Source organism: Lederbergia wuyishanensis, assembly GCF_022900255.1.
Lineage (GTDB): Bacteria > Bacillota > Bacilli > Bacillales > Bacillaceae_C > Lederbergia > Lederbergia wuyishanensis.
The window spans coordinates 103,045-125,696 of sequence record NZ_JALIRM010000015.1 but is presented as its reverse complement, the minus strand read 5'-3'; the positions used below and the strand labels follow the sequence as shown (position 1 = coordinate 125,696).

Below are 22,652 nucleotides of genomic sequence, written 5' to 3'. Positions count from 1 at the left end.
ATTTTAATTATTACCTACTCGTTTTTTGATAGTCTAACAACATCTCTTGCAATCATAATTTCTTCATTAGTTGGTATGACAATTACTTTGACAGGTGAATGCGGGTAATTGAGAAAGATTTCTTCACCTCGAATTTTATTCAGGTCCCCATCCCAGTATACACCCATAAATTGAAGTCCATTCAATACCTTAGCTCGAATTGCACTGCTATTTTCACCGATTCCTGCAGTAAAGATAATTGCATCTACCCCAGACATTTTTGCTGCATAAGAACCTAAGTATTTATGAATTCTATCAGCAAAAATATCAAGAGCCAATTCAGCACGATGATTTCCTGCAGTCGCTTCAATTTCTATATCTCGTAAATCACTTGAAAAACCTGATACACCCAACATACCTGATTTTTTATTCAATACATCAAGTACTTCTTCTGCAGTTTTTCCCGTCTTTTCCATTAGGAAGGGAATGAGGGCAGGATCTATATTTCCGGATCTCGTCCCCATTGTCACTCCTGCAAGTGGGGTAAAGCCCATAGAAGTATCGATTGACTTGCCTCCTTTTATTGCAGCTATGCTCGCACCATTTCCTAAATGGCAGGAAATAAGCCTTAATTGAGATAATGGCCGCCCCAGTAATTGAGCAGCTCTTTGCGAAACATACTTGTGAGAAGTTCCATGAAATCCATATTTTCTAATTCCATATTTTGTATAATAGTCATATGGAAGACTGTATAAGTATGAACTTTCAGGCATAGTTTGATGAAAGGCGGTATCAAACACTGCAACAGCAGGAACTCCCGGTAATGCTTTTTGAAATTCTTTTATTCCGGTTACATTGGCTGGATTATGAAGTGGAGCTAATTCCGAAAGTTCTTCAATTTTCTCTAAAACTTCAGGAGTAATTAGAACTGAATCATTGAATACCTCTCCTCCATGTACCACACGGTGACCAACTCCTTCAATTTCACCAAGGGATGTTATGACACCGATTTTGACAATTCGATCTAATAATAAAGCTACAGCACTTTCATGGTTGGGTATGTCAATTGTTTCCTTATGTCTCTTTCCCTCTACGGTCATAGTAAAAACGGAATCCTTCAAGCCAATTCGCTCAATCATCCCTTTTGAGATAACCTTTTCTTCAGGCATATTAAAAAGTTGAAACTTTAATGAAGAACTTCCTGCATTAACAGCAAAAATTTTTGCCATAAGAATCACCTTTCTCTGTCTGTTATGAAGGCTTTGCTAAGTAAAATATCCCATAAAATGACAATAAGCATTACAAAGCCATAAGTAAAAATATTTATAGTAATCCTTATTTATTTTCTTTGAACCATTTTTCCATACCAAGCATCATCTTATCAAGTGCTTCCTTATTTGACAGCTTTGGCAATGTTGCGAGCAAAACTTCCTTAGGAGCCTCAATACCTGGTTTTTTCTTTTGAAGAATAAGAATGCTCTTACCAGTATTTTCATCTTTAAATAATGATAGTGGTAATTGTAAAACGCCTTGAATATATACTGTTTGTTTTAAATAAGTATGGAGTTTTGTGGCTTCATCTGATTCAAATAATCCATTTGGAATAAGAAAGAATAAGTATCCGCCAGGTTTTGTATGATTAATACTTTGTTCTATAAATAAATGATGGGCGTACGCATGACCTTCCGAAGCGTTAAGTTCATACTGTTTCGCTTGAATGTCATTTGGATAATAACCGACTGGTAAATCACATACAACTAAATCAACTGGATCAATAAATAACGGCTCCAATGCATCTTGGTGAAAAAACTCAGTCTGCTGCTTTTGAAGATTAGCACCTATATAAGCAAGCTCAATTAATAGATCATCAACCTCTACCCCAAATGCTCGTATTTGACCTGCATTTCCTTGACGGTTGATTATGGTAGAAAGTAAATTACCTGTCCCTACAGCAGGGTCTAGTACAGATAAATCAGTTTTTGCCCCTAAGAATTTATCTGCAAAATAGCTAATGATAAAACCGATTGTATCTGGAGTCATTTGGTGGTTAGGCTGAATATGCCCTTTCATTCCTTTTAAAATCGACAATTGAAATGCCTTTCGGATATCTTCAGGAGCATATGAAGCAATAATAAAATCCGAATATTTTCTCTTAAGCCTTTTTCTAGTTACCTCGCTTAACGAATCCTGCAATATATCATTATGAAATAGGTTTTCGCCTGATTCGGCTAGTGCCTCTAAGTATGTACAATCCAGTTCTTCTTGTAAAATATTCGCTGTCTCATCAAACAATATAAACAGCCGTTCTACTGGAGTCACTTTCAAATTCCTTCCCCCCATCAAGCTTCTATACTTATAGTTTAGCTTTCGTTAACTCAGCAAACAAGAAATAAGTTTAAAACTATATAATTAGGCTCCATTTTTCAGATATAAAGATAATAAGCAAGGAAGGCTTGCTAGCTTTTTCTAACAATTGTGAGAAAATTTGATTAGGGAGGGAAAGATATGAATATTGGTGAAAAACTTAAATTAAGAAGAAAAAAAGCAGGATTTACCCAAGAGCAAGTGGCTGAAAAATTGAACATTACAAGACAAACACTTTCGAATTGGGAAGTCGGTAAATATTATCCAGACATTGACTCCATTATTGCACTAAGCCAAATATATCAACTCTCCTTAGATGAATTACTGTTAGGAAAAATATATTTTAAAGGAGCGCTTCCTATGGCAAAGAAGTTATCTGAAATGGAGATTCAACGCATAGTTACAAATCATTATCCCAATGGTTATGATTTTAAGGAGCTTAGTGGTGGACTAGTTTCTCAAACATACTCATTTAATACAGAAATTAGTAAATATGTATTTCAAGTTGGAAATCGTCCTGAAGTATATGAAAAAGAGAAATGGGTCTATAACCATTATAATCACCTACTGCCTCTAAGGAATGTATTGAAAGTGGAGGTAGAAGATGGTGTTGCTTATTCAATATCGAATTATATTGAAGGTAAAAAATTATTCGATTTAAACAGCCAGGAATTACTAGATATCGTTCCATCAATAATGAAAACATTAGAAATATTGGAGTCAATAGAAGTAACTGAACAAAATGGTTATGGTAGATATGATAATAACGGACATGGGGCTTATCCAACATGGGAGGATTTTATAAAAGCAGTCTACAACGAGAAGATTTATAATTGGGCACCCCTTGAACGGAATGGTTTAGATTCAAGTGTAGTAACCAACGCTTTACAAAAATTAAAATCTCATATAAACAGTATCTCTATAGGCAAAAAAAATATGATTCACGGAGATTTAGGATCGTTTAATCTACTAGCAGAGAACGGAAAAATTACAGGTATAATTGATTGGAGTCTTTCCTTGTACGGTGATCATTTATATGACAAAGCAAATATTTTATTTTGGAATGAAGATAAACTTCAGCCACTTATCCAGCAAATAAGAAATAAATATATTGATTCACCTGAAGCAAAGGAAAAAGTTTATTGTTATATGCTGCGCATCGGCTTAGAAGAAATATACAATACCGTTATTCTTAACGAAGTAGGATATGATATTGAATGGGTTGCAAACAGACTACAAAAAATTACGGACACCTTTTTGTAAAAATATCTATGTATACCCTTAACTATGTTGGTATGTTAAAAAGCAGTTTTCGTAAAGTTTGTTGTTTTTGTAAAAGGTTCATTTTCATTCCTTATTATTAATGTACTTGAAAAAACAATAATGTTTAGAAAAGAACCTTAAATAAATATAGAGAGATCGGATAATATTCCAATCTCTCTTTTGTTTAGTTAGTTTTATTCTTTATTTTGCTTGTTTTGCTGCATCTAAAGCCGCATCATAATCCGGATGATTCGTTACTTCACTTACATATTCTGCATACACAATCGTGTCTTCGCTATCAATAACAAATACACTTCGAGCTAATAGACGGAGTTCTTTCATTACAACACCATACGCTTCACCAAAGGAAAGATCACGATAATCGGAGAAGATTTTCGCGTCATTTAGACTATTTTCATTTGCCCAGCGTGCTTGTGCAAATGGTAAATCAGCCGAAATCGTGAGTACTTGAACATTTCCTAAATTCGCAATTTCTTCATTAAAACGTTTTGTTTGTGCTGCACAAACTCCAGTATCTACTGAGGGGACGACACTAATTAGACGAATAGAGCCTTTATAATCACTTAGTTTCACTTCTGATAAATCATTTGCTAAAACAGTGAAATCTGGTGCTTTATCGCCGGCCTTTACTTCATTTCCAATAAGAGTCATTGGATTCCCTTTAAACGTAACTGCTGCCATACTTCATTCCTCCTTCAAAAAATATGTACTCTTATATCATTGCCTAAAATTTCCACTACTGCAAGGAAAAAGACTGCAAAATAAAAATAAAATAACTCGCTATTGTCAAGCGAGTTATCGGTATCACAACTCAAAATCTAAGTTTTCCTTCTTATCCGATTGTTCTTGCTGTTGCTGCTGTTTTTTATTGGAAAAACCACTCGTCATTTTCTGTATTTTCTCAAAAGCGGTTGGCGCTAAATCAATCATTTTTTCAAACAAGTGTGTATTTTGTTCCAAATGGAGCATGTTAACACCGTGTTTATTTACTATTAAGAATGCAATTGGTGTAATGGAAACACCTCCCCCACTTCCTCCTCCAAACGGTAAATAGGAGCCTTGCCCACCTTCATCATCCGAACTACCTGATGAGCCTCCACTTTTAAACTCACTGCCGCCCATTGCAAAGCCAAATCCTACTTTTGAGACCGTTAAAATGACTCCTCCATCAGGTGTTTCTACTGGATCACCAATAATAGTATTGACATCGATCATTTCCTTGAGATTTTCCATTGCTGTTGTCATAACGCCTTGAATTGGATGTTCATCCATTGATGGTCCTCCTGACTATCTTTTGATTTTCCCCATTGAATTGAGAGGATTTTTGGTACTTTTTCCATTCTTTATACATTTTAATCCCGGCTACCATAGCTTTTCCTGTTTTCATTTCAACCATACATCGGATATTCGTTTCTGCGGAAAATCCTTGAAAATTTGGCTGCACGGTGATTAAAGGCCGATTTTTAAAGAAAAGGAAGCTTCTAATAAAAGATATTAAAGCTCCCTTTATTGCCCAAATTGCTCCAGCTACTGCACCTGTTAATGCTGCGTCACCTGTTCCAATCTTTGTTCGCCATTCTAATTTTGATATTCTTATTGTTCGTATAAAAGCCTTCATTATTGTTAAAGCGGGTTTCATATTTTTCAAAAGTTGTTTAGTCGAATCCCACGAAAAATCCGGAATCACTTCTTCTATATCTTTAGTGCCTTCACCAGAAAAAACTTCTTCTAACGAGAATTTCTTTCTAATACGCACTAATCCAAATAAAGCAACGATTACGATTGTTATATAATTGTCTGATTGGCTAAGCAGAAAAAATAATTCTATCTTAATTTTCATAAAAATAAGTAAAATAAATAATAAAATCAACAGCAGGCCGCCTAAAATAGGAAGAGTCATATCATCCCTCCGGCCTTCATTATTTCCATCTAAAAATAAAATAAACCCGCTTACGAATAAGCGGGTCCTTCTACTATTTTTGTACGTTCATGAATAACGGTAGTATCTGCAAAAATATCATGTAAACCTTGTTTTTTCGGTGTAAATGCTACTACTGCATATAGGAAGTTAAAGGTGGCAGAAATATAACGACCAATTCCTTCCCTAAAAATAACCGTTCCCCATGTTAATTGATCACCCTTTAAAGGAACGACCTTCAAGCCAAATACCATCTTTCCAAGCGTTTGGCTATAGAATTTTGTCATTAAAATAAAATACAGATAGAATATTAGCCCTGCAGTTATACCATAAGGGGAAATAATTCCAGAATCCGAGAGGGAAATCCCTACACCTCTGAAAATGGGTTTTACGAGAATTCCATTAATGCTGAAGATAATAATACCGTCAAGCAAATAAGCCCAAAACCTCATCCAAAACCCTGCATAATGATATGACCCTGATGGGATTTGAAGTTCTTCTACAATATGATTTTCCATTCTGATTATCCCCTTTTTATTCAGAGTATAGATACATTAACTTAGGAGAATTGGGTTTAGATAAGAGATTTAATATCCCTGTCATTTCAGCCTGTTTTCCACCAATTTTTTGCGCAGCTACTCCAAACAGGGAGCCAAGTCCTACACTTGATGAATAACGAACCACTTGTGCACCTGCTAATTTATGATCTTTTTTCAATTGCTCGATCACATCTTCCTGATAACCAAAATCATCAATTAGACCTACTTCTTTTGCTTGTCTTCCGTCATAAATTCTTCCATCTGCAAGTTTGCGAACTTGCTCATCAGTCATTCCTCGACCTTCAGCAATAATTTTTACAAATTGATCATAAGAATTTTTTAGCATTGATTGTAAAATATCTTCTTCTTCTTTCGTCATGTGACGATATGAGCTCATAATGTCTTTATACGGACCGCTCTTAATCGTCATAAAATCGACACCATATTTCTCAGCAAGTTCACTTACGTTAATACCTTGCATAATAACCCCAAGGGAACCTGTCAATGTTTCAGGACTTGCAAAAATTTTATCAGCAGGTGTAGAAATATAATATCCGCCAGATGCAGCCATTGATCCCATCGAAACGTAAATTGGTTTCTTCGTTTCTTCCTTAATTTGAACTAATTTATGATGGATTTCAGCTGACTCATTCGTTCCTCCACCTGGTGAATTGACGCGTAAGACGATCGCTTTTATATTTTTATCATCTTTAACCATATTTAATTGCTTCATGAATTCCCTATGTAAGTAGCCATTTGTTGAAAATATGGACGAAGCCTCTCCTGTATCTTGAATTACTCCGTCAACTTCAAGTACGGCAATTTTTTTTGCGGGATTTCCCGTTTCAACAATTTCTTCAGTAAATGTTTTATTCGCCGAAAAATTTTCTCCAAACACCTTGGTAAAATCCGAAAAAATAAAGGCGCTCGCCATGTTAATCATACTTGATACAAAAAATACTGCGGCAGCAATTCCTAGGGCCGCCCAACGTTTTCCATTCATCTGTTTTCCTCCTTTTAGTGCGTTCCCTTATGTATATACGTCTCTTTCTTTTAAATAGTTTCAAACTAATGATAAAATAAATACATAGACCTATCTAATAATTTTACATACGCCCAATTGATGGCAATAACTCCTAGGGGGATATATAAATGGAACAACGTAACAATATTTTCTTTTTCCATAAAAATAGTCCAGGCAGTATTGAAAAGATATCTGTTCTTACTGAACTTGCCGAAAGATACGGATTTAATATTGTAAAGAACTCACAAGAAGCAAATCTCATTGCCAGTATAGGCGGAGATGGTACGTTTTTGCAGGCAGTTCGTAAAACAGGGTTCCGACAAGATTGTCTTTATGCAGGAATTCAAGACGATGGAATGCAAGGTTTATATTGTGATTTTCATATTGACAACTTACACGCGATGATTGATGCTATGACAAGTGAACAAATAGAAGTTAGGCGCTATCCAATTATTAAGGTCGATGTGGATAAAGAAGGCTCATTCTATTGTTTAAATGAATTTACAATTCGATCAGGAATCATTAAAACACTAGTAATGGATGTTTTTATCGATGGTTTACACTTTGAAACTTTCCGTGGCGATGGAATGGTCATTGCTACACCTACTGGAAGCACGGCTTATAATAAATCCGTCAAAGGTGCCGTAGTTGATCCACTTCTTCCATGTCTCCAAGTAAGTGAAATGGCATCATTAAATAATAACCGTTACCGTACCCTCGGTTCTCCATTCATATTAAGTGAGGGCAGAAAATTGTTATTAAAAATTGTCCAGGATGGAAACGATTATCCTACAATGGGGATGGATAACGAAGCGTTAAGCACCCAACACGTTGAGCAGGTCGAAATCGTTTTATCTGATAAACGTATTAAAACAGTTAAACTCAAAAACAATTCATTTTGGGAAAAAGTAAAACGGACATTTTTATAATCTTGCTTACAGAGGATCAAGTGTCAGTAGTTCCTTTTAGTGATTTATCTATCACGATTCACTAATCGAAGCACAAACTGTTTAATATTTTGTTTTATGAATCGAGACATTGACCAGCTCAGAATTGGCTTCTTAGTCTTGATTCACTATCCTAAGAGAAGGAAAACCACAAAAATTGATTCCTTCCAATTAAGAAGCTTGGAAAAACGTGAAAAGTTTAGTATGAAGCATTCTAAAATAAACTAAGAATAAATAAAAGCGAGACTCTAACCTTAACGGCATAGATTCTCGCTTTTCTTCATTGCACCATTACGAAGTGGATTTATGCAACTTTATTTCTATTTCTTCCTCTAACTTGATTCCAATTTATCGATGATAGTGTAACTAATGCAAGGGCGCCCCAAATAAAAGCAAAAGCGATAAGACGAGTTGCTCCAAATGGTTCTCCGTATAAGAAAACTCCTAAAATGAGCATCATTGTTGGAGCGATATATTGAATAAAGCCCATTAAATAGAGTGGAATCTTTTGTACACCTTTAGCAAAAAAAAGCAGCGGTATTGCTGTTATTGCTCCTGAGGCAACAAGTAAAACATCATTTGATATTGATTCTGAAAATAATGCACTCGTGCCATTCTTCATATGGATAGAAAGGTAGATAAATGCAATCGGCATAATAACTAGAGTTTCCAATGCTAAACCGATCGATGAATCAACTTTAATTACTTTTTTAACTAAGCCGTACACTCCAAAAGAGAGCGCAAGACCAAAAGAAACCCATGGGAATTTCCCATACGAAATCGTTAATATTAGTACTCCAGCTAATGCCAAAAAGAAGGACAATATTTGAATTTTTGATAGGGATTCTTTTAAAAAGATAATTCCAAGAACGATGCTGATTAATGGATTGATGTAATATCCAAGGCTGGACTCTACAACTCTATCGCTATTAACAGCCCATATAAACAAAAACCAATTGGCACTTACCAAAATGGATGCGGCTGCGAGTGCTGCAAACAGCTTAGGTTGTTTTTGAAACTCCTTTAAACTTTTTATGAATGATGGTAATTTTTTGCTGAAAATTAAAATAAGTACCATAAACCAAAATGACCAAAAAATTCGATTCGCTAATACTTCATGGGCTGAAACATCAACGATTTGCTTCCAATATATTGGTAAAATCCCCCAGGTTGAATAGGCGGCTACCGCATATAATATTCCTTCACGATTATGATTTTCCATCGTATTTTCCCCTGTTATTTAGATTTACGAAATAACTTTTATTATATACGATTTAAATAAATAATGCCTTAACTTTTTTACTGCTGTTTATTGGAAAGTAGAATTCCTTTTATGTTAGGTTTTGTCTAGCTCTAGCCTTTGTTTTTTGATAAACAATTTTCCCATCAACAACTGTCATCTCTACGGATGCTTTTAAAATATCTTCATTTTCTAAGGCAAATAAGTCTTTATTAAAAGCAGTAAAATCTGCTGTGAATCCTGGCTTTATCATCCCTCGATTGTGAGCATGCCCACATGCAAAAGCGCTACCTGTTGTGTAAAGTGAAATGGCTTCAAACATAGACAATCTTTGTTCTAGCATATATATTTTATGAGAATGGTCATAAGGCTTTTCACGAGTAACAGCCGCATGAATACCTAGTAAAGGGTTCACCGACTCTATTGGAGCGTCCGATCCGCCCGAACAATGGAGACCGCTATCAATAAGTGTCTTCCACGCATAATTATTAGCCATGTTTTCTTTTCCAACTCTGTCGATAACCCACGGAAAATCCGAAGCTGTAAAACCAGGCTGTATGTCGATTACAACTGGTATTTTTTTTGCGCGATCTATTAAATCCTGTCGTAATATTTGAGCATGGATAAGCCTGTCCCTTTCTCCATTAGGCGGGGGAAATTCTTCAATTGCATCCAGTACATATTCAAAAGCGAGATCCCCAATAACATGAGTAGCGATTGGCATCTTATATTTTCTAGCTTTAGCGACTAGATTCTTTAATTCTGATAATGTATGAATGGCCATTCCTTGAGTTGTAGAATCGTCGGCGTACGGCTTACTTAAAAGAGCTGTTCTGCCTCCTAACGAACCATCGACAAATATTTTCATGGCTCCAAATTCAATATTTCCAATGCTTGACATAAATTCGTGGCCATCCTTTTTCCACTCATCCACAATTTTGTGATGAACAAGTAGATGTGCTTTAAATGGAACTGATGCATCACCTAACACTCTTATAAAAGCTGTGATAGCTCTATTATATGTTTCGTAATAACTTAAATCTTCCGTATGGGCACCTGTCAATCCATATTTCCAACAATTTTCAATCCCTAATCTCAAAGCTCTCTCTACATATTCATCTGTCATACTTGGCATTTTTGAAAAAATTAAGTTTTGAGCTTCATCCTTAAAAATTCCCGAAAAGTCACCGTTTTTATCTCTTTCTATGACTCCACCTTCAGGGTCTGGATGCATTGGATTAATATTTGCAGTATTTATAACTAGGGAGTTAACCACAATGACATGTCGACAAACTCTTTTCATAACAACTGGATTTTGTGGTGCTACCAGATCCAAATCTCGTTTACAAAGAGGTGTTTTATCTAGCCAAAGGTTTTCATTCCACCCTTCTCCAATAATCCATTCGCCAGGAGAACACTTTGCAACTTTTTCCTTAATAGCATGTAAAACATCAAGTTTAGATGTCATCCCTGAAACATTTAGCTTTAAAAACGTTTCTCCATACCCAATTAGATGCATATGACTGTCGACCAATCCTGGAATCATCATAGCTCCATGTAAATCGATTGAGCGCTCGGTATCATACTTCTGTCGTAAACTCTTTAAGGAACCCGTTTCGATAATAAGGTCATCATCCGTCACAACTGCTTCAACGGTCTCTCCCTCTTTTTCCATTGTATAGATCATTCCGTTATACCAGATTGTTTTCATGTTTTTTTCACCTTCCGATACTAATATTAGAATAATATACAAAAGGAGAGAGGATTTCCAGTGAACTTCACCCTCATCAGTTTTACAAATCTTTTCATTGCTAGAGAATTTACAATTAATTCAAAAAGAAGCGGGAAATTAATTCCCGCTTCTAGCCATTTATATTTATTTGTTAATGGGCGCCGCCACTAAGTTGTTGTTGAGCCATTTGTACAAGACGTTTAGTGATTTCACCACCTACAGAACCATTGGCACGTGAAGTTGTATCTGCACCTAAATTTACTCCAAATTCTGATGCGATTTCATACTTCATTTGATCAATAGCCTGTTCTGCACCATTTACTAGAAGTTCATTGTTGTTTGGCATGTGTCTTCACCTCCTTGTAATCATAGAATGTGCGAAAACACTTGCCTTCATTCAATCAATCTCTGGTAATTGTTCCATTCACTGTATAATCTTGCTATCTACTTTTAAACATTAGAAGAGATCTTCCACATCGATTTCCTCTTGGTTCCTTCTTTCGCTAACAATAATGGTTTCTGTATTTTCAATTGCCTCACTTAATAAAGGTTCCCAATCCAATTTTTGCTCGAAAGCTAAAACTTTTTCCAATCTCGGACGAGTTTTTGGAGATGGCGGAGTAAAAATAGTACAGCAATCTTCATATGGACGATTCGATATTTCCAATGTATCAATTTCTTCTGCAATTTTAATAATATCAATTTTATCCATCGTTATCAGCGGACGCAAAATAGGCGTGCTCGTTACACTATTGATCGCATACATACTGTCCATCGTTTGACTAGCAACCTGCCCTAAGCTTTCCCCAGTAACGATTGCTAGGCCTTCATTTTTTTCACGTAGTGCATCTGTAATTCTAAGCATCATTCTTCGTGTTGATGTCATCGTGTATCCTTCAGGAATTTCTTTATGGATCGTTTCTTGAATTTGTGTAAAAGGAACAATATGAATTTTAACACTACCTGAATATTCAGCTAGTTTACGTGCCAAATCAATGACCTTTTGTTTTGCTCTCTCACTCGTGAAAGGTGGGCTATGGAAATGAACTGCTTCTATTCCAACACCGCGTTTCATTGTCAAAAATCCTGCTACTGGGCTATCAATTCCACCTGAAAGCATAAGCATCGCTTTTCCAGAAGAAGCGACAGGAAAGCCGCCAGCACCTTGAAAAACTTGCCCGGAAACATAGGCAGCATCATGCCTAACTTCCACAATTAAATTAATATCCGGATTTTTTACATTCACTTTAATATCTTCAACATTAATTAGAATATGCGCTCCAACTGCATGATTTAATCCATTTGTATCATATTCAAATGTCTTATCTGAACGACGTGCACTAACTTTAAACGTATTTCCGGGTTGATGGGCCTGATTAACAATGTGTAATGCCGCGTCTCTTATGGCGTCGATATTTTTTTCAGTTTTAATGGCCGGGCTAAAAGATTGTATGCCAAATACTTTTTTTAATCCGCCAATAATCTGTTCGACAGGTTCCCCATTTAATTGAACATACATACGATCCCATTCAGATTCAATCCGAATATTTTTAAATTTTCTAAGAATAAATTTAATATTTTTCTTCAACTTTTGAACAAAATGCTTCCGATTCCGACCTTTTAATGACATTTCTCCGTAGCGTATTAAAATTCTGTCATAATTCATCTATTTCGCCTCATTACTTTATTTAATCTATCTAAAACATCATGTAATGCTTTTATAAATCTTTTTGCTTCATCCATAGTATTTTCATAAGAAAGGCTAATTCGAACTGCGGCTCTTGCAATATCCTCATTTAATCCAAGTGCTAGTAACGTACTACTAGGAGTATTTTCCTTGGAAGAGCATGCACTCGTAGTTGAAACGATAATCCCCTCTTCTTCCAACGCATGAACAATGACTTCCCCTTTATGCCCAGTGATTGAAAAATTCACAATATGGGGTGCCCCGTTACGAGGTGAATTTATAACAATTTGCGGGAACTTCTGTAGTTCTGAAAATATATATTCATGCATTTGAACAAGTGTATCGCCTTTTACTTTTTGATCTAAAAATTCCATTCTGAGCGCCTTTGCCATAGCAACAATGCCACCTGTATTTTCAGTACCACTACGGATTTTTTGTTCTTGATTCCCACCGGTGACTTGTGGGTCTAACCTAACACCATGTTTTTTATATAAAATTCCGCTTCCTTTAAGGCCGTGAAATTTGTGTGCTGAAAATGTACAAAGATCAACTGAAGATCCATAAAGATCAAGCGGTATCTTTCCTACCCCTTGAACATGGTCAACATGATAAATTACTTTAGAGTATCGATTCAACATTTGGCCAATTTCTTTAATAGGCTGTATAGAACCGATTTCGTTATTAACATGGATTGTGGAAACTAAAATCGTATTTTGCGTTATTGCGGCTTCCACATCTTCTACAGAAACCAAACCATCCGCATTGACAGGCAAATAAGTAACATCAAATCCCATTTTCTCCAACTGTCTGCATGGTTCAAACACAGAAGGATGTTCAATTGAAGTCGTAATAATATGGTTTCCTCTACTTCTATACTTAAGAGCTACTCCCTTAATGGCTAAATTATTTCCTTCCGTTCCACCTGAAGTAAAAATAATTTCAGAAGCTTTTACACCAATAAGGTTAGCGATTTGCTCTCGAGCTTTACTTATTAATCCTTCAGATCGTCCTCCAAAATTATGAAGCGAAGATGGATTTCCGTAAAAATCACGATTTACTTTTACAAATGTATCCAATACTTCCTCATAAGGTCTTGTAGTTGCACTGTTATCGAAATAAATCATCTTCAACTCACCTTCAAAAAAATCATCATAGCAATTTTAAATCATAACACTGAATATAAGAAAAGCGCAAGAACAGGCTACTTATTACAGGCAGCCAAAAGTTCTTTTATTTTCCCTTTTGAGTGACTCGTTTTGCCTCAATTCGATAGCATCTATAGCCACAAAAAAGAATAGACCATATAAAAAGTTATGCTTATCTCACAAAATAGAAAAAGCACTTATCATATAATTTGTTATTTATTAAAGGACCATCCAAAAAAGTTTACTGAAACTTTACAAGCTTCCTACTGTTTCCCGATCTACTGTCGTCCCACTCAATTTCTTTTCTAGGCTGATAATCTGAACTTACAAATAGAGCGTAGACATAGTCAAAAATGACTTTGTCTACGCTCTGAAGCTGTAAAAACCCTCTATTTTTGGACTCCATTATTGTTTGACTAATTCTTCTTCTTTAAAAATTTCTTCGATCCGCTTTAATGCCCCAGGTTCAATTTCTTCAACCGCAGTAGCGGCCTGTTCGAGGGCAGATTTATATTCGTAATTTCTAAAAGCCTGCTCAGCTTTTTCAAGATTCGCTCGTAATTGCGGATTTCGTCCCCGATATCGGTTCCCATATTGGATTACCTGTTCAGCAAGACGAGCATTTTCAATATGTTCTTCCGTTCTTGTATATAAATACTCAACAGTGTCGGTTGCATCAAACAAGAATTTTTGTACTGCTTTAATGTTAAGTGGTTTTTCATCCAAACTTTTGATCACATCGCCAATTTGCTCTTCCGCTTGTTCATAAAGGGATTGAAAATCTCCAGGTAGACCAGGCATCCGACTTTTCTTTACAAGCGAAATGATTTCTTTAATTTTCTTTTGAAGAATCTCAATATTGCTTCTAACTTCTAATTCATCTTTTCTCAAGTTTTGAAGTTTTTCAATGAAATCATTTTGCTCTTGTTGCAAAGCTTTAACTTGCTCATCTATTTCTTTTAGTTCTTCACTCAAAAGCGTAAAGGCAGTTTTTTCTTCAATTATTCTAGCCTTTAAAAGTTCATAACGATTTGAAAGCTGACTCAAGTTTTTCTCAAGCTTACTTGGGGCTTCAAGATCATCATTTAATAATTGATAGCTGTGTTGAACAATTTTTGTTTCATGAGTTATGTTATTATTAATGTCTCTTAGTTGTTGTAAAGTAGTGTCAACAACCTCATTTTCTTGAAGTATATGATGTTTGGCATATACTTCTTTTTCGAGTAAATCATAAAGCGTGTCTATCTTTTCTTTTATTTCTTCCAGCCCATTTTCTACTTCTTCCGTTTCAGTCGCCTTTAGAAATCCGATATATGTCTCAAGAGCTTTATCAATCTGTTCAAATTGATTCTCAATATCCAAATGCTCCAAAATAAACCCTTGCTGCATCATTTCCTGGAAACCATCTTTCAGCTCACTCTTCTGAGAAGGTATCACTGTTTGACATTCCGTAAGTAAATCTGGTACTTTTTCCATTTTAATAATTAATTGTTCCAATTCAGAAGCTAGAGTAATAACAACTTTGCGTGCATCTAAATAATCCCCATTATTTGTCAACTCTTCGTAATTAGCAATTTTTTCTCCCACTGCATCGAGCAATTGCTCAAACTTCTCAGCTGCCACTCCATAAATATGACGATGAGCCAATACATTTTTTTTGGAATTACGGTATTGCTCAAGCAGCCCTTCAATCTCTTCTCTATTTTTCTCTTCGCTCCCCGTTAATTCTTCTAACTCATCAAGGATTTGAGTAATTTGAGCTTCAATGTCCTCAAGCATTTTCTCAATGTTTAAATGAGTTTCCTTAGCCTTATTAAAACGGTATTTATCTGAATATTCCTCTGCATAAAAGAGCATTTCATCAATATTAGGAAGTTGAACTGCAATAATTTCATCCCACATCCCGCGCCAACGCTCGAACATCTCTTCCGTTTGGCCCGTCATGTTTAATTTTTTCACTTTTGTCATTTCTTCCATAACAGGGCGATTCATCAATTCCAATTTTCTTGATTCAAGTCTATCAATTTCTTTATAAAGCTTTTTTCTCATAAAATATCCTACTATAAATAAAATAAGGACTAAAATTATAGAAGTAATCACGACTTCCACAATGTATTCCATAGTAACCCCCCTGTTCCTTCCATCTTTCAACCGATCTTCTATGTAAAATACGTTCGTTAAAAATGAATTTAAGTTTATGTTCTTATATAATACCATGAAGACGACAATTTTTGACTAATAAAAGCATTTTTATGAAATAAAAATTTGAAATTTTTACTAAAAATGTTTTTACCCCAAATTTCGCAATAAAAAAACGCCTAAAGTAGGCGAAAAATGTAGTTATACTGGTAGTTTTTTTATCGTTGGAGATGTATTTTGTTCCTCAGATCCAAGCAATACAAGCAACCAACTTTTGATTACATTAAAGTATTTTTCCGCAAAATAGGGTTCTTGAGGAATCATCCCCCAAACTTCACGAACATATAGATTATTTATATAGGGCATCATAAGCATTCCTTTTAGCTGGATAACAATCATGCTTATTGATAATGGCGTCTTATTTTCTTTTGAAGCCGCTTGTATCATTTTCGAATAAAAATATTGCTCTTTCATTAAATAGAGAGAAATCATTTCACGTGATGTTTGAGTATCGATCGTTATTTCTCTCCAGACAAACCGTGCTAGTTGATAATGTTTACTCTGAAAATACATTACTTTTTTAATTGCCCTTATCAGGCATAGCTGTCCCGAATCATTTTCAAGTTTTTGTGTCTCTTCTTCCAAGAAAGATAAGTACGGTTCAAAAAAGTAGATTAAACATTCCTCAAGTAACCCTTGTTTATTTTTAAAATAATATGAAATATTAGCTGGATTGACCTTTGCCCTACTAGCAATATCCCTAATTGATGTGCCCTGATAACCTTTTAAATTGAACAATGCTATGGCCGCTTCTATTATAGCTTCCTGCGTATTCATAGAATCCCCGCTTTCAAAGTCTTGAATAATATGAAAAAATATGCAAAAATAATTCAACAGTCTAACCGTACATTCTATTAATATATATGTACAATTCGAGAGAAATACATGAACTCCTTTGAAGACTTATCGACAGTTTGTGCAGTGATACAATGGTTGTGAAGATATTTGTAAAAATTTGTTGCAGAAAGAGGGGATATTTATGTTTGAAGTAAAAGAATATAGCGAAGATAGAATAAAAAATTATGAATTAGTAACAAAACAATTAGTAGCACTATTAGATGGAGAGCCAAATCAGATTGCCAACCTAAGTAATGCATCTGCTTTACTAAATCAATTCCTCGATCGGATCAATTGGGTAGGATTTTATTTAATGGAAAATAACGAACTCGTTCTTGGTCCATTTCAAGGTTTGCCAGCATGCGTAAGAATTCCTTTGGGGAGAGGCGTCTGCGGAACAGCTGCAGCCAATAAAGAAACCATTGTCGTAGCTGATGTAAACCTATTCCCTGGACACATTGCTTGCGATGCAGCATCCCAATCCGAAATCGTCATCCCTTTAATCAAAGATGGAACGATCATAGGCGTCCTTGATATTGATAGTCCCGAAAAAAATCGCTTTGATGAACTCGACAAAGAATATTTAGAGAAGTTTGTTGAGAAACTGATGTTATTTATTTAATATTCACATTATTTAAACTTGACGGTCGTCTTCCAGTGGATAGACGACCGTTGTTATTGAAATAACCCATTTTTTTAAAATAATGTTCATTGATACATAAACCTTGAATTTATCCAATGTGATGTTTATTTGTACAATGCTTCTTTTCCTGTTTAACCTTTGCCTAATAATATCCTCTTTATTTTGACTCCTTTGATTAATTATCTCAATTGTATGAAATCCTATGTAATTCTTCAAAGGAACAAAAAAGCTACCCTTTTACTATCGTTAATTTCAACATTCTGAAAATGCGATACAGAGTAGCGTCTATATTATTTTGCTTTTACTGCCACTTGATTTTTCCCAGCATTTTTTGCTTCATAAAGAGCAGCATCCGCGCGGCTAAATAATTGGGTAAGTTCATCAGGTTGGCTAAAATCCCAATTTGAAACTCCGCAAGACATAGTTACTGTCGGCTTAGTATTTTGTGATACATGATTAATGAGTCGTTCTGCAATTTGTGATCCTTTCTCGATCGGAACTCCAGGTAAATACACGGCAAGCTCTTCTCCTCCCCATCGTGCACCGATATCGGATGGTCGTAGACTACTTTTAATAAGATTAGCTACTTGTATAAGAACATGATCACCTGTTTGATGTCCGTATGTATCGTTAATTTCTTTAAAATCATCTAAATCAATGAGGATAAACGTTCCTTCGCGGTCCGTTTGCATCGATTTTTCTATCATCTCGTTTAAATAGTTTCTGGCAAATAGCTGGGTAAGTTGATCTGTGATCACCATTTTCTCCAACTTTTCCCGAAGCATTAAATTAGCTACTGCTAAAGAAGAGCGTTGAATTAAGGATTGCAGAAGCTTAAATTTTTCAAATGAAAAACTATATGGCAAGTCACCAAGTACAATGGTTATACCGTTTAGAGAGTTACTATGAATCATCGGAACTGCCATTAACGAACCAAATGTTAACTGAACAGGAACTGGCATTTGTTTAATTTCGCCCATAAAAAGAGAATCATTGCTATTTTCAATGCGCTCTAATACAGCTTTAATTAGTTTTTTACCGTGCTCCTCTTCAAAGTAACTGGAACTCCCCTCTAAAATTCTGGGTTCTCCATCTCCTAAAATAATAAATCCAATGGCTGATGCTTGAAATGACTTTTTAATTTGATTATGTAAATAATTCATTGTTTCACTTAAGCTTGAAGTAGAATTAAGTTTTTGAGATACTTCATCTATCAACCGTAAATCCTCAACTAGCTTTTGGGATTGCTGGTACAACTTTGCATTTTCTAATGCATTCCCCGCAGTATTGGCTAACAAACGAATAAAATCAATTTGACTGTTCTCAAGCGGCGAAGTTAAATGTGATTTGACCTGCAACACACCATATACACCTTGTTTCCCTTTTAAGGGTGCATACATAACAGGATATTCACTATCTTCGAGTTCAACAGCAGCATTTACATAAGATGATATAGCTGAAACGTTTTCAGAATTATATTCTAAGCTTTTGATAGGTAGGTCTTCGCTCGCATCATGATCGTTTGATAAAAGCAAAAAATAATCGTAAGTAGGAAAAACTCTTTTTAGTGTTTGGATAATTTCAGCTAATACAATATTAATATCCATGCTTGAATGGAATTTTTCAGTTACTCTAAAAAGTTCTCTATACCTTATTTCTTCTAAAGACTGACTTTCTTCTATGGGATTTGTCCGATTTGGCATTCCATATCAACCACCCATCAAGTTATAATAATCCCAACAGAGACTTTTTACCTATATGTAAATTGTTATAAAACCTACATTTACTAAACTACTTAAGAATAATTATAGCACAAATAGACCTTTTTACCTACATATATATTTAATAATTCATTTTTCGATTGTTGACTTTACATAATAAAGATAATATAATGGTCGTTGTGTAAAATAATGCAGCCTAGATGAACACATTATGCTAGTATTTTGTTCCTCAGAATTATAATATTCGAGGTGCATCACGTAACCCGCCGCTGCTAGGGCGAAGGTGCATGAAAACAAAATACACATAAATGCTGTCTCATAATCGGTTTTTATTTTACAACAAAATAAAAACGAAGGAGGAGACTACTATGTCTCGTTATACCGGCCCAAGCTGGAAACTTTCCCGTCGTCTTGGAATTTCTCTAAGTGGTACTGGAAAAGAATTAGATCGTCGCCCTTATGCACCTGGACAACATGGTCCAAACCAACGTAAAAAACTTTCTGAATATGGTTTACAGCTTCAAGAAAAACAAAAGCTTCGCCATATGTATGGAGTTAACGAACGTCAATTCCACAATACGTTCGTTAAAGCTGGTAAAATGAAAGGTAAGCACGGCGAAAACTTCATGATTTTACTTGAACAACGCCTTGATAATATGGTTTATCGCCTTGGTCTTGCGCGTACACGTCGTCAAGCTCGCCAATTGGTAAACCACGGTCATATCCTAGTTGATGGACGTCGCGTTGATATTCCATCTTACAAAGTGGTTCCTGGCCAAACAATCAGTGTTCGTGAAAAATCACGTAACCTTGACATCATTAAAGAATCTGTTGAAGCTACAAACTTCGTACCAGAATTTTTATCTTTTGATGCAGATAAACTTGAAGGAACATTCACTCGTATACCAGAGCGTTCTGAACTTCCTTCTGAAATTAACGAAGCATTCATCGTTGAGTTCTACTCACGTTAATAAGATTGCTTGTAGTGTACAGCATACAAAAGCCCTAAAACCTTTATACATAGAGGTTTTAGGGCTTTTTTGCATTCAAGTTATAATATAAATGCTCCTTAAGTGAAAGTCTAGAAGTTTATATCATTAGAAAAATTATCGTGTTAAAGAAGAGACTACTGAGCTTCCGCTAAGAGCTTAGGAGTATATTAACTAAAATAGTTATTTACAATCAGCGTTTTCCATTATTTTTTTTACTGTTTCCAAATCGATTTTTATGATTGGCCCTTCTGGAGAAATAATCACACCTTGCTGCAGATAAAATCTGCCGGCCATAATAAAGTCATCCCTTTTCTTGAAATATAACTTTACATCTGCTTCATTACTTGGATACTCACTTTTCTCTACGTACTTCGATTTTTGAAATGAGTCAGCAATTTCTTCTACCAGCTCTTGATTATCAATCTCAAAAGATAATGGATGACATAGAACAATTATTGAAGTAGCATTTTTCAAATCTTTAATATAATGCCATCTTTCATTAGGTGGCATTTCTTCCGCTTCTAAATAATCAATTGTACTATTTTTTTCAACAATATACATTGTCTCCATTAAATCAGTTTGATTGGATGGAGGAGTACTTACTTGTTTTGGTTGATTGGAAGGAAGAAACAAAACCATTACGACAATAAGTAAGAATGACAATAAAAATATCATTTTTCTCACACTATCGCCCCTTTGTTTTTCATCCATAAAAATGTGAACCTTCTAAATCTAATTTATTAAGCTGTATTTTATTTATTCAATTAACTGCCTCGTTCCAATAACTTTCTTTTAAATTACCAAGGTGCATCCATCTTTTGGATATATCTACAATAGAGAGATTAAATTGTCTTCCTATCCTTTTTTTACAAACAATTTAAATCTGCGCTTTGTCGATTTAAATATTATCCTTAATTTTTCAAAAAAAGAGATCCTTCCACAATCATTTGTAAGACCCAATATCCATATACAATCATATTAATGGGCAATGTTATAATAACCCACATAGGAACTACCTCTTCTTGTACTGTATCAATCACTGTCCATAAACATATTAAATATAACGTTAGTCTAAGAAAATTTAACCATAAAGATTTATTATCTAGTAGGAGAAGTTTCCAGGAAGACAAGTGCTTAGGAAACTTTCTGATTGATATGAAGTATAGAGATAAATAGAACATAATATTAAATATAAATAATATTATTGGGGCAAAAAACATAGAGAGGGCTGCTGCTGCAACATTGTCAATTTCAGGATTTCTTTCTCCGATTTCCATAACGATCGAAAAGTATAATTTATACAAAGCATAACATGAAAAAAAAGAGATAATTAAACTTATTATATATACTATTATTTTATTTGTTATCTTCTTCCTCTCCTCCTTAAGTGAACTAGACTATCGGTTAGTAAGTTGAAGCGCCTGTTCTGCGACGTACTGGCCGGCAAGATATAAATCCATCGACGTCGACCGGGACATGGCTTTTTATTCGACGTTTCTTTTGTGGTGAAAAAAATATAATATAGACTAACGCTTGCATAAAAGCACCTTCACTTCGTATCTTCGCATGTTTACTTGCATTGTATGACAAGCGTTATTAAAACAGTCTAGCAGATAGTTCATTCAATGGTCTCTAACAAACAGGTAGTAATTTTATTAAAAAAAATTGTATAACATAGTCTATTAATTTATTTTTCTATACGCCCTTCTCTCAGCATAAATCGTACATTGCAAACAATTTTTTATCTTTTTTCCTTTATCGTTCACATATTTCCGGAGTGACTTGCTTTCTAGCTTTCTTTTACATAACTTGCACTTACTTCTAATAAAACCAAACATATTATTGTAGAATTCCCCTTTTCTAATTTTGGATTCTATAGTTACTCCTTCCCTATTTATATTTTTGATATATCAGACAGTCTTAAAACTATTCCTAAATCTGTTTTCCAATCTCCCATTGATGGCCGAATGGATCTTCAATGCGGCCAATTCTCCATCCATGTTCTTCATAGATAGGCGCAATCACATTAGCTCCAGCAGCAACGGCATTTGCTAACATCTCATCAGGATTATCTACAGTTAAAATCATCCGAACCGATCCCTTGCCCAACACTTCAGGACTTGAGCTAGGGTCTTCTTGAATCCAAAACAAAGCTCCGTCTATCGCAAGTTGGCAAATAATCACAGATTCTCCTTCGCCAAGTCGATATACTTCTTTAGCACCAAATCCTCTTTTATAAAAATCTGCTCCCTTAGCTCCATCACTTACAGAAAGCCAAGGTGCAATATTCGTTCCTTTCATGGGCTCCCTCCTCAAATAAAACTACTTAAAGTCAATATACTCTAAAGATTTTGCAAAATCTATCTTTTAATGGTTAAAATTGCTAAAAAGTGTTGTAAAT

The 22,652-nt window shown here is 35.0% G+C and carries 21 protein-coding genes; 4 read left to right on the top strand and 17 right to left on the bottom strand.

All coding sequences use genetic code 11. The features are described 5' to 3' along the window. Positions 1 to 14: 14 nt before the first annotated feature. Together MT489_RS19390 and MT489_RS19385 are read right to left on the bottom strand one after the other, a co-directional pair. On the bottom strand, positions 15 to 1,208 hold the full coding sequence (locus tag MT489_RS19390) for an acetate kinase (RefSeq protein WP_244683210.1): 1,194 nt from the start codon (positions 1,206 to 1,208) through the stop codon (positions 15 to 17). Between the two features lie 106 nt (positions 1,209 to 1,314). Continuing rightward, positions 1,315 to 2,304 carry a class I SAM-dependent methyltransferase gene (locus tag MT489_RS19385; protein ID WP_244683209.1) on the bottom strand — a complete coding sequence of 330 codons (990 nt, stop codon included), beginning with the start codon at positions 2,302 to 2,304 and terminating at the stop codon, positions 1,315 to 1,317. Positions 2,305 to 2,484: 180 nt separating this feature from the next. On the opposite strand from MT489_RS19385, the gene MT489_RS19380 reads away from it, so the two are divergent. Further along, positions 2,485 to 3,606: a helix-turn-helix domain-containing protein gene (locus MT489_RS19380; RefSeq protein ID WP_244683208.1), complete on the top strand. Its 1,122-nt coding sequence runs from the start codon at positions 2,485 to 2,487 to the stop codon at positions 3,604 to 3,606. Positions 3,607 to 3,807: 201 nt separating this feature from the next. On the opposite strand, the gene tpx is transcribed toward MT489_RS19380, so the two are convergent. The 5 genes from tpx to sppA form a co-directional block, all read right to left on the bottom strand. Further along, positions 3,808 to 4,308 (bottom strand): thiol peroxidase, encoded by a 501-nt coding sequence (gene tpx / locus MT489_RS19375; protein ID WP_244683207.1) that lies wholly within the window; start codon positions 4,306 to 4,308, stop codon positions 3,808 to 3,810. A 123-nt stretch (positions 4,309 to 4,431) separates the two neighbouring features. Beyond that, positions 4,432 to 4,899, bottom strand: a complete 468-nt coding sequence (ytfJ, locus tag MT489_RS19370) for a GerW family sporulation protein (RefSeq protein ID WP_244683206.1) — start codon at positions 4,897 to 4,899, stop codon at positions 4,432 to 4,434. Beyond that, positions 4,892 to 5,527, bottom strand: a complete 636-nt coding sequence (locus MT489_RS19365; protein ID WP_244683205.1) for a DUF2953 domain-containing protein — start codon at positions 5,525 to 5,527, stop codon at positions 4,892 to 4,894. The genes ytfJ and MT489_RS19365 overlap by 8 nt, the downstream gene beginning before the upstream one ends. A gap of 50 nt (positions 5,528 to 5,577) precedes the next feature. After that, positions 5,578 to 6,063: an RDD family protein gene (locus tag MT489_RS19360; RefSeq protein ID WP_244683204.1), complete on the bottom strand. Its 486-nt coding sequence runs from the start codon at positions 6,061 to 6,063 to the stop codon at positions 5,578 to 5,580. 16 nt (positions 6,064 to 6,079) lie between these two features. After that, on the bottom strand, positions 6,080 to 7,087 hold the full coding sequence (sppA, locus tag MT489_RS19355) for a signal peptide peptidase SppA (protein ID WP_244683203.1): 1,008 nt from the start codon (positions 7,085 to 7,087) through the stop codon (positions 6,080 to 6,082). A 149-nt stretch (positions 7,088 to 7,236) separates the two neighbouring features. Between sppA and MT489_RS19350 the strand changes: the two genes are divergently transcribed. Further along, positions 7,237 to 8,037, top strand: a complete 801-nt coding sequence (locus MT489_RS19350; RefSeq protein WP_244683202.1) for an NAD kinase — start codon at positions 7,237 to 7,239, stop codon at positions 8,035 to 8,037. 322 nt (positions 8,038 to 8,359) lie between these two features. Here the strand turns inward: MT489_RS19350 and rarD are convergent, their stop codons facing one another. The 7 genes from rarD to refZ all read right to left on the bottom strand — a co-directional run bounded on the left by rarD (position 8,360) and on the right by refZ (position 16,835). Next, positions 8,360 to 9,277 (bottom strand): EamA family transporter RarD, encoded by a 918-nt coding sequence (gene rarD, locus MT489_RS19345; protein ID WP_244683201.1) that lies wholly within the window; start codon positions 9,275 to 9,277, stop codon positions 8,360 to 8,362. Between the two features lie 109 nt (positions 9,278 to 9,386). Next, positions 9,387 to 11,006, bottom strand: a complete 1,620-nt coding sequence (locus MT489_RS19340; RefSeq protein ID WP_244683200.1) for an amidohydrolase — start codon at positions 11,004 to 11,006, stop codon at positions 9,387 to 9,389. Between the two features lie 172 nt (positions 11,007 to 11,178). Continuing rightward, complete coding sequence (locus MT489_RS19335; protein WP_244683199.1) at positions 11,179 to 11,373, bottom strand: alpha/beta-type small acid-soluble spore protein; 195 nt, start codon at positions 11,371 to 11,373, stop codon at positions 11,179 to 11,181. A 111-nt stretch (positions 11,374 to 11,484) separates the two neighbouring features. After that, positions 11,485 to 12,693, bottom strand: coding sequence for a tRNA uracil 4-sulfurtransferase ThiI (gene thiI, locus MT489_RS19330; protein WP_244683198.1), 1,209 nt, complete (start codon positions 12,691 to 12,693; stop codon positions 11,485 to 11,487). Continuing rightward, a complete protein-coding gene (locus MT489_RS19325; RefSeq protein ID WP_244683197.1) occupies positions 12,690 to 13,838 on the bottom strand; it encodes a cysteine desulfurase family protein in 1,149 nt (382 codons plus the stop codon). The genes thiI and MT489_RS19325 overlap by 4 nt, the downstream gene beginning before the upstream one ends. 426 nt (positions 13,839 to 14,264) lie before the next feature. Further along, entirely contained in the window at positions 14,265 to 15,980 is a 1,716-nt protein-coding gene (gene ezrA, locus MT489_RS19320; RefSeq protein WP_244683196.1) for a septation ring formation regulator EzrA, read from the bottom strand. Between the two features lie 219 nt (positions 15,981 to 16,199). After that, positions 16,200 to 16,835 (bottom strand): forespore capture DNA-binding protein RefZ, encoded by a 636-nt coding sequence (refZ, locus tag MT489_RS19315; RefSeq protein WP_244683195.1) that lies wholly within the window; start codon positions 16,833 to 16,835, stop codon positions 16,200 to 16,202. A gap of 202 nt (positions 16,836 to 17,037) precedes the next feature. On the opposite strand from refZ, the gene MT489_RS19310 reads away from it, so the two are divergent. Further along, entirely contained in the window at positions 17,038 to 17,517 is a 480-nt protein-coding gene (locus MT489_RS19310) for a GAF domain-containing protein (protein ID WP_244683194.1), read from the top strand. Between the two features lie 311 nt (positions 17,518 to 17,828). Here MT489_RS19310 and MT489_RS19305 read toward each other — a convergent pair whose 3' ends face one another. Beyond that, positions 17,829 to 19,241: a sensor domain-containing diguanylate cyclase gene (locus MT489_RS19305; protein WP_244683193.1), complete on the bottom strand. Its 1,413-nt coding sequence runs from the start codon at positions 19,239 to 19,241 to the stop codon at positions 17,829 to 17,831. Between the two features lie 386 nt (positions 19,242 to 19,627). Between MT489_RS19305 and rpsD the strand changes: the two genes are divergently transcribed. Then, entirely contained in the window at positions 19,628 to 20,230 is a 603-nt protein-coding gene (gene rpsD / locus MT489_RS19300; protein WP_244683192.1) for a 30S ribosomal protein S4, read from the top strand. A 201-nt stretch (positions 20,231 to 20,431) separates the two neighbouring features. On the opposite strand, the gene MT489_RS19295 is transcribed toward rpsD, so the two are convergent. Both MT489_RS19295 and MT489_RS19290 read right to left on the bottom strand, forming a co-directional pair. Further along, positions 20,432 to 20,935: a hypothetical protein gene (locus MT489_RS19295; RefSeq protein WP_244683191.1), complete on the bottom strand. Its 504-nt coding sequence runs from the start codon at positions 20,933 to 20,935 to the stop codon at positions 20,432 to 20,434. A 1,248-nt stretch (positions 20,936 to 22,183) separates the two neighbouring features. Beyond that, positions 22,184 to 22,552: a VOC family protein gene (locus tag MT489_RS19290; protein WP_244683190.1), complete on the bottom strand. Its 369-nt coding sequence runs from the start codon at positions 22,550 to 22,552 to the stop codon at positions 22,184 to 22,186. Positions 22,553 to 22,652 lie beyond the last annotated feature (100 nt).

Excerpts from the sequence above, each read along its gene's own strand:
- MT489_RS19390 (WP_244683210.1), bottom strand. The coding sequence starts at position 1,208 with ATGGCAAAAATTTTTGCTGTTAATGCAGGAAGTTCTTCATTAAAGTTT.
- MT489_RS19380 (WP_244683208.1), top strand. The coding sequence starts at position 2,485 with ATGAATATTGGTGAAAAACTTAAATTAAGAAGAAAAAAAGCAGGATTT.
- tpx (WP_244683207.1), bottom strand. The coding sequence starts at position 4,308 with ATGGCAGCAGTTACGTTTAAAGGGAATCCAATGACTCTTATTGGAAAT.
- ytfJ (WP_244683206.1), bottom strand. The coding sequence starts at position 4,899 with ATGGATGAACATCCAATTCAAGGCGTTATGACAACAGCAATGGAAAAT.
- MT489_RS19365 (WP_244683205.1), bottom strand. The coding sequence starts at position 5,527 with ATGACTCTTCCTATTTTAGGCGGCCTGCTGTTGATTTTATTATTTATT.
- MT489_RS19360 (WP_244683204.1), bottom strand. The coding sequence starts at position 6,063 with ATGGAAAATCATATTGTAGAAGAACTTCAAATCCCATCAGGGTCATAT.
- sppA (WP_244683203.1), bottom strand. The coding sequence starts at position 7,087 with ATGAATGGAAAACGTTGGGCGGCCCTAGGAATTGCTGCCGCAGTATTT.
- MT489_RS19350 (WP_244683202.1), top strand. The coding sequence starts at position 7,237 with ATGGAACAACGTAACAATATTTTCTTTTTCCATAAAAATAGTCCAGGC.
- rarD (WP_244683201.1), bottom strand. The coding sequence starts at position 9,277 with ATGGAAAATCATAATCGTGAAGGAATATTATATGCGGTAGCCGCCTAT.
- MT489_RS19340 (WP_244683200.1), bottom strand. The coding sequence starts at position 11,006 with ATGAAAACAATCTGGTATAACGGAATGATCTATACAATGGAAAAAGAG.
- MT489_RS19335 (WP_244683199.1), bottom strand. The coding sequence starts at position 11,373 with ATGCCAAACAACAATGAACTTCTAGTAAATGGTGCAGAACAGGCTATT.
- thiI (WP_244683198.1), bottom strand. The coding sequence starts at position 12,693 with ATGAATTATGACAGAATTTTAATACGCTACGGAGAAATGTCATTAAAA.
- MT489_RS19325 (WP_244683197.1), bottom strand. The coding sequence starts at position 13,838 with ATGATTTATTTCGATAACAGTGCAACTACAAGACCTTATGAGGAAGTA.
- ezrA (WP_244683196.1), bottom strand. The coding sequence starts at position 15,980 with ATGGAATACATTGTGGAAGTCGTGATTACTTCTATAATTTTAGTCCTT.
- refZ (WP_244683195.1), bottom strand. The coding sequence starts at position 16,835 with ATGAATACGCAGGAAGCTATAATAGAAGCGGCCATAGCATTGTTCAAT.
- MT489_RS19310 (WP_244683194.1), top strand. The coding sequence starts at position 17,038 with ATGTTTGAAGTAAAAGAATATAGCGAAGATAGAATAAAAAATTATGAA.
- MT489_RS19305 (WP_244683193.1), bottom strand. The coding sequence starts at position 19,241 with ATGCCAAATCGGACAAATCCCATAGAAGAAAGTCAGTCTTTAGAAGAA.
- rpsD (WP_244683192.1), top strand. The coding sequence starts at position 19,628 with ATGTCTCGTTATACCGGCCCAAGCTGGAAACTTTCCCGTCGTCTTGGA.
- MT489_RS19290 (WP_244683190.1), bottom strand. The coding sequence starts at position 22,552 with ATGAAAGGAACGAATATTGCACCTTGGCTTTCTGTAAGTGATGGAGCT.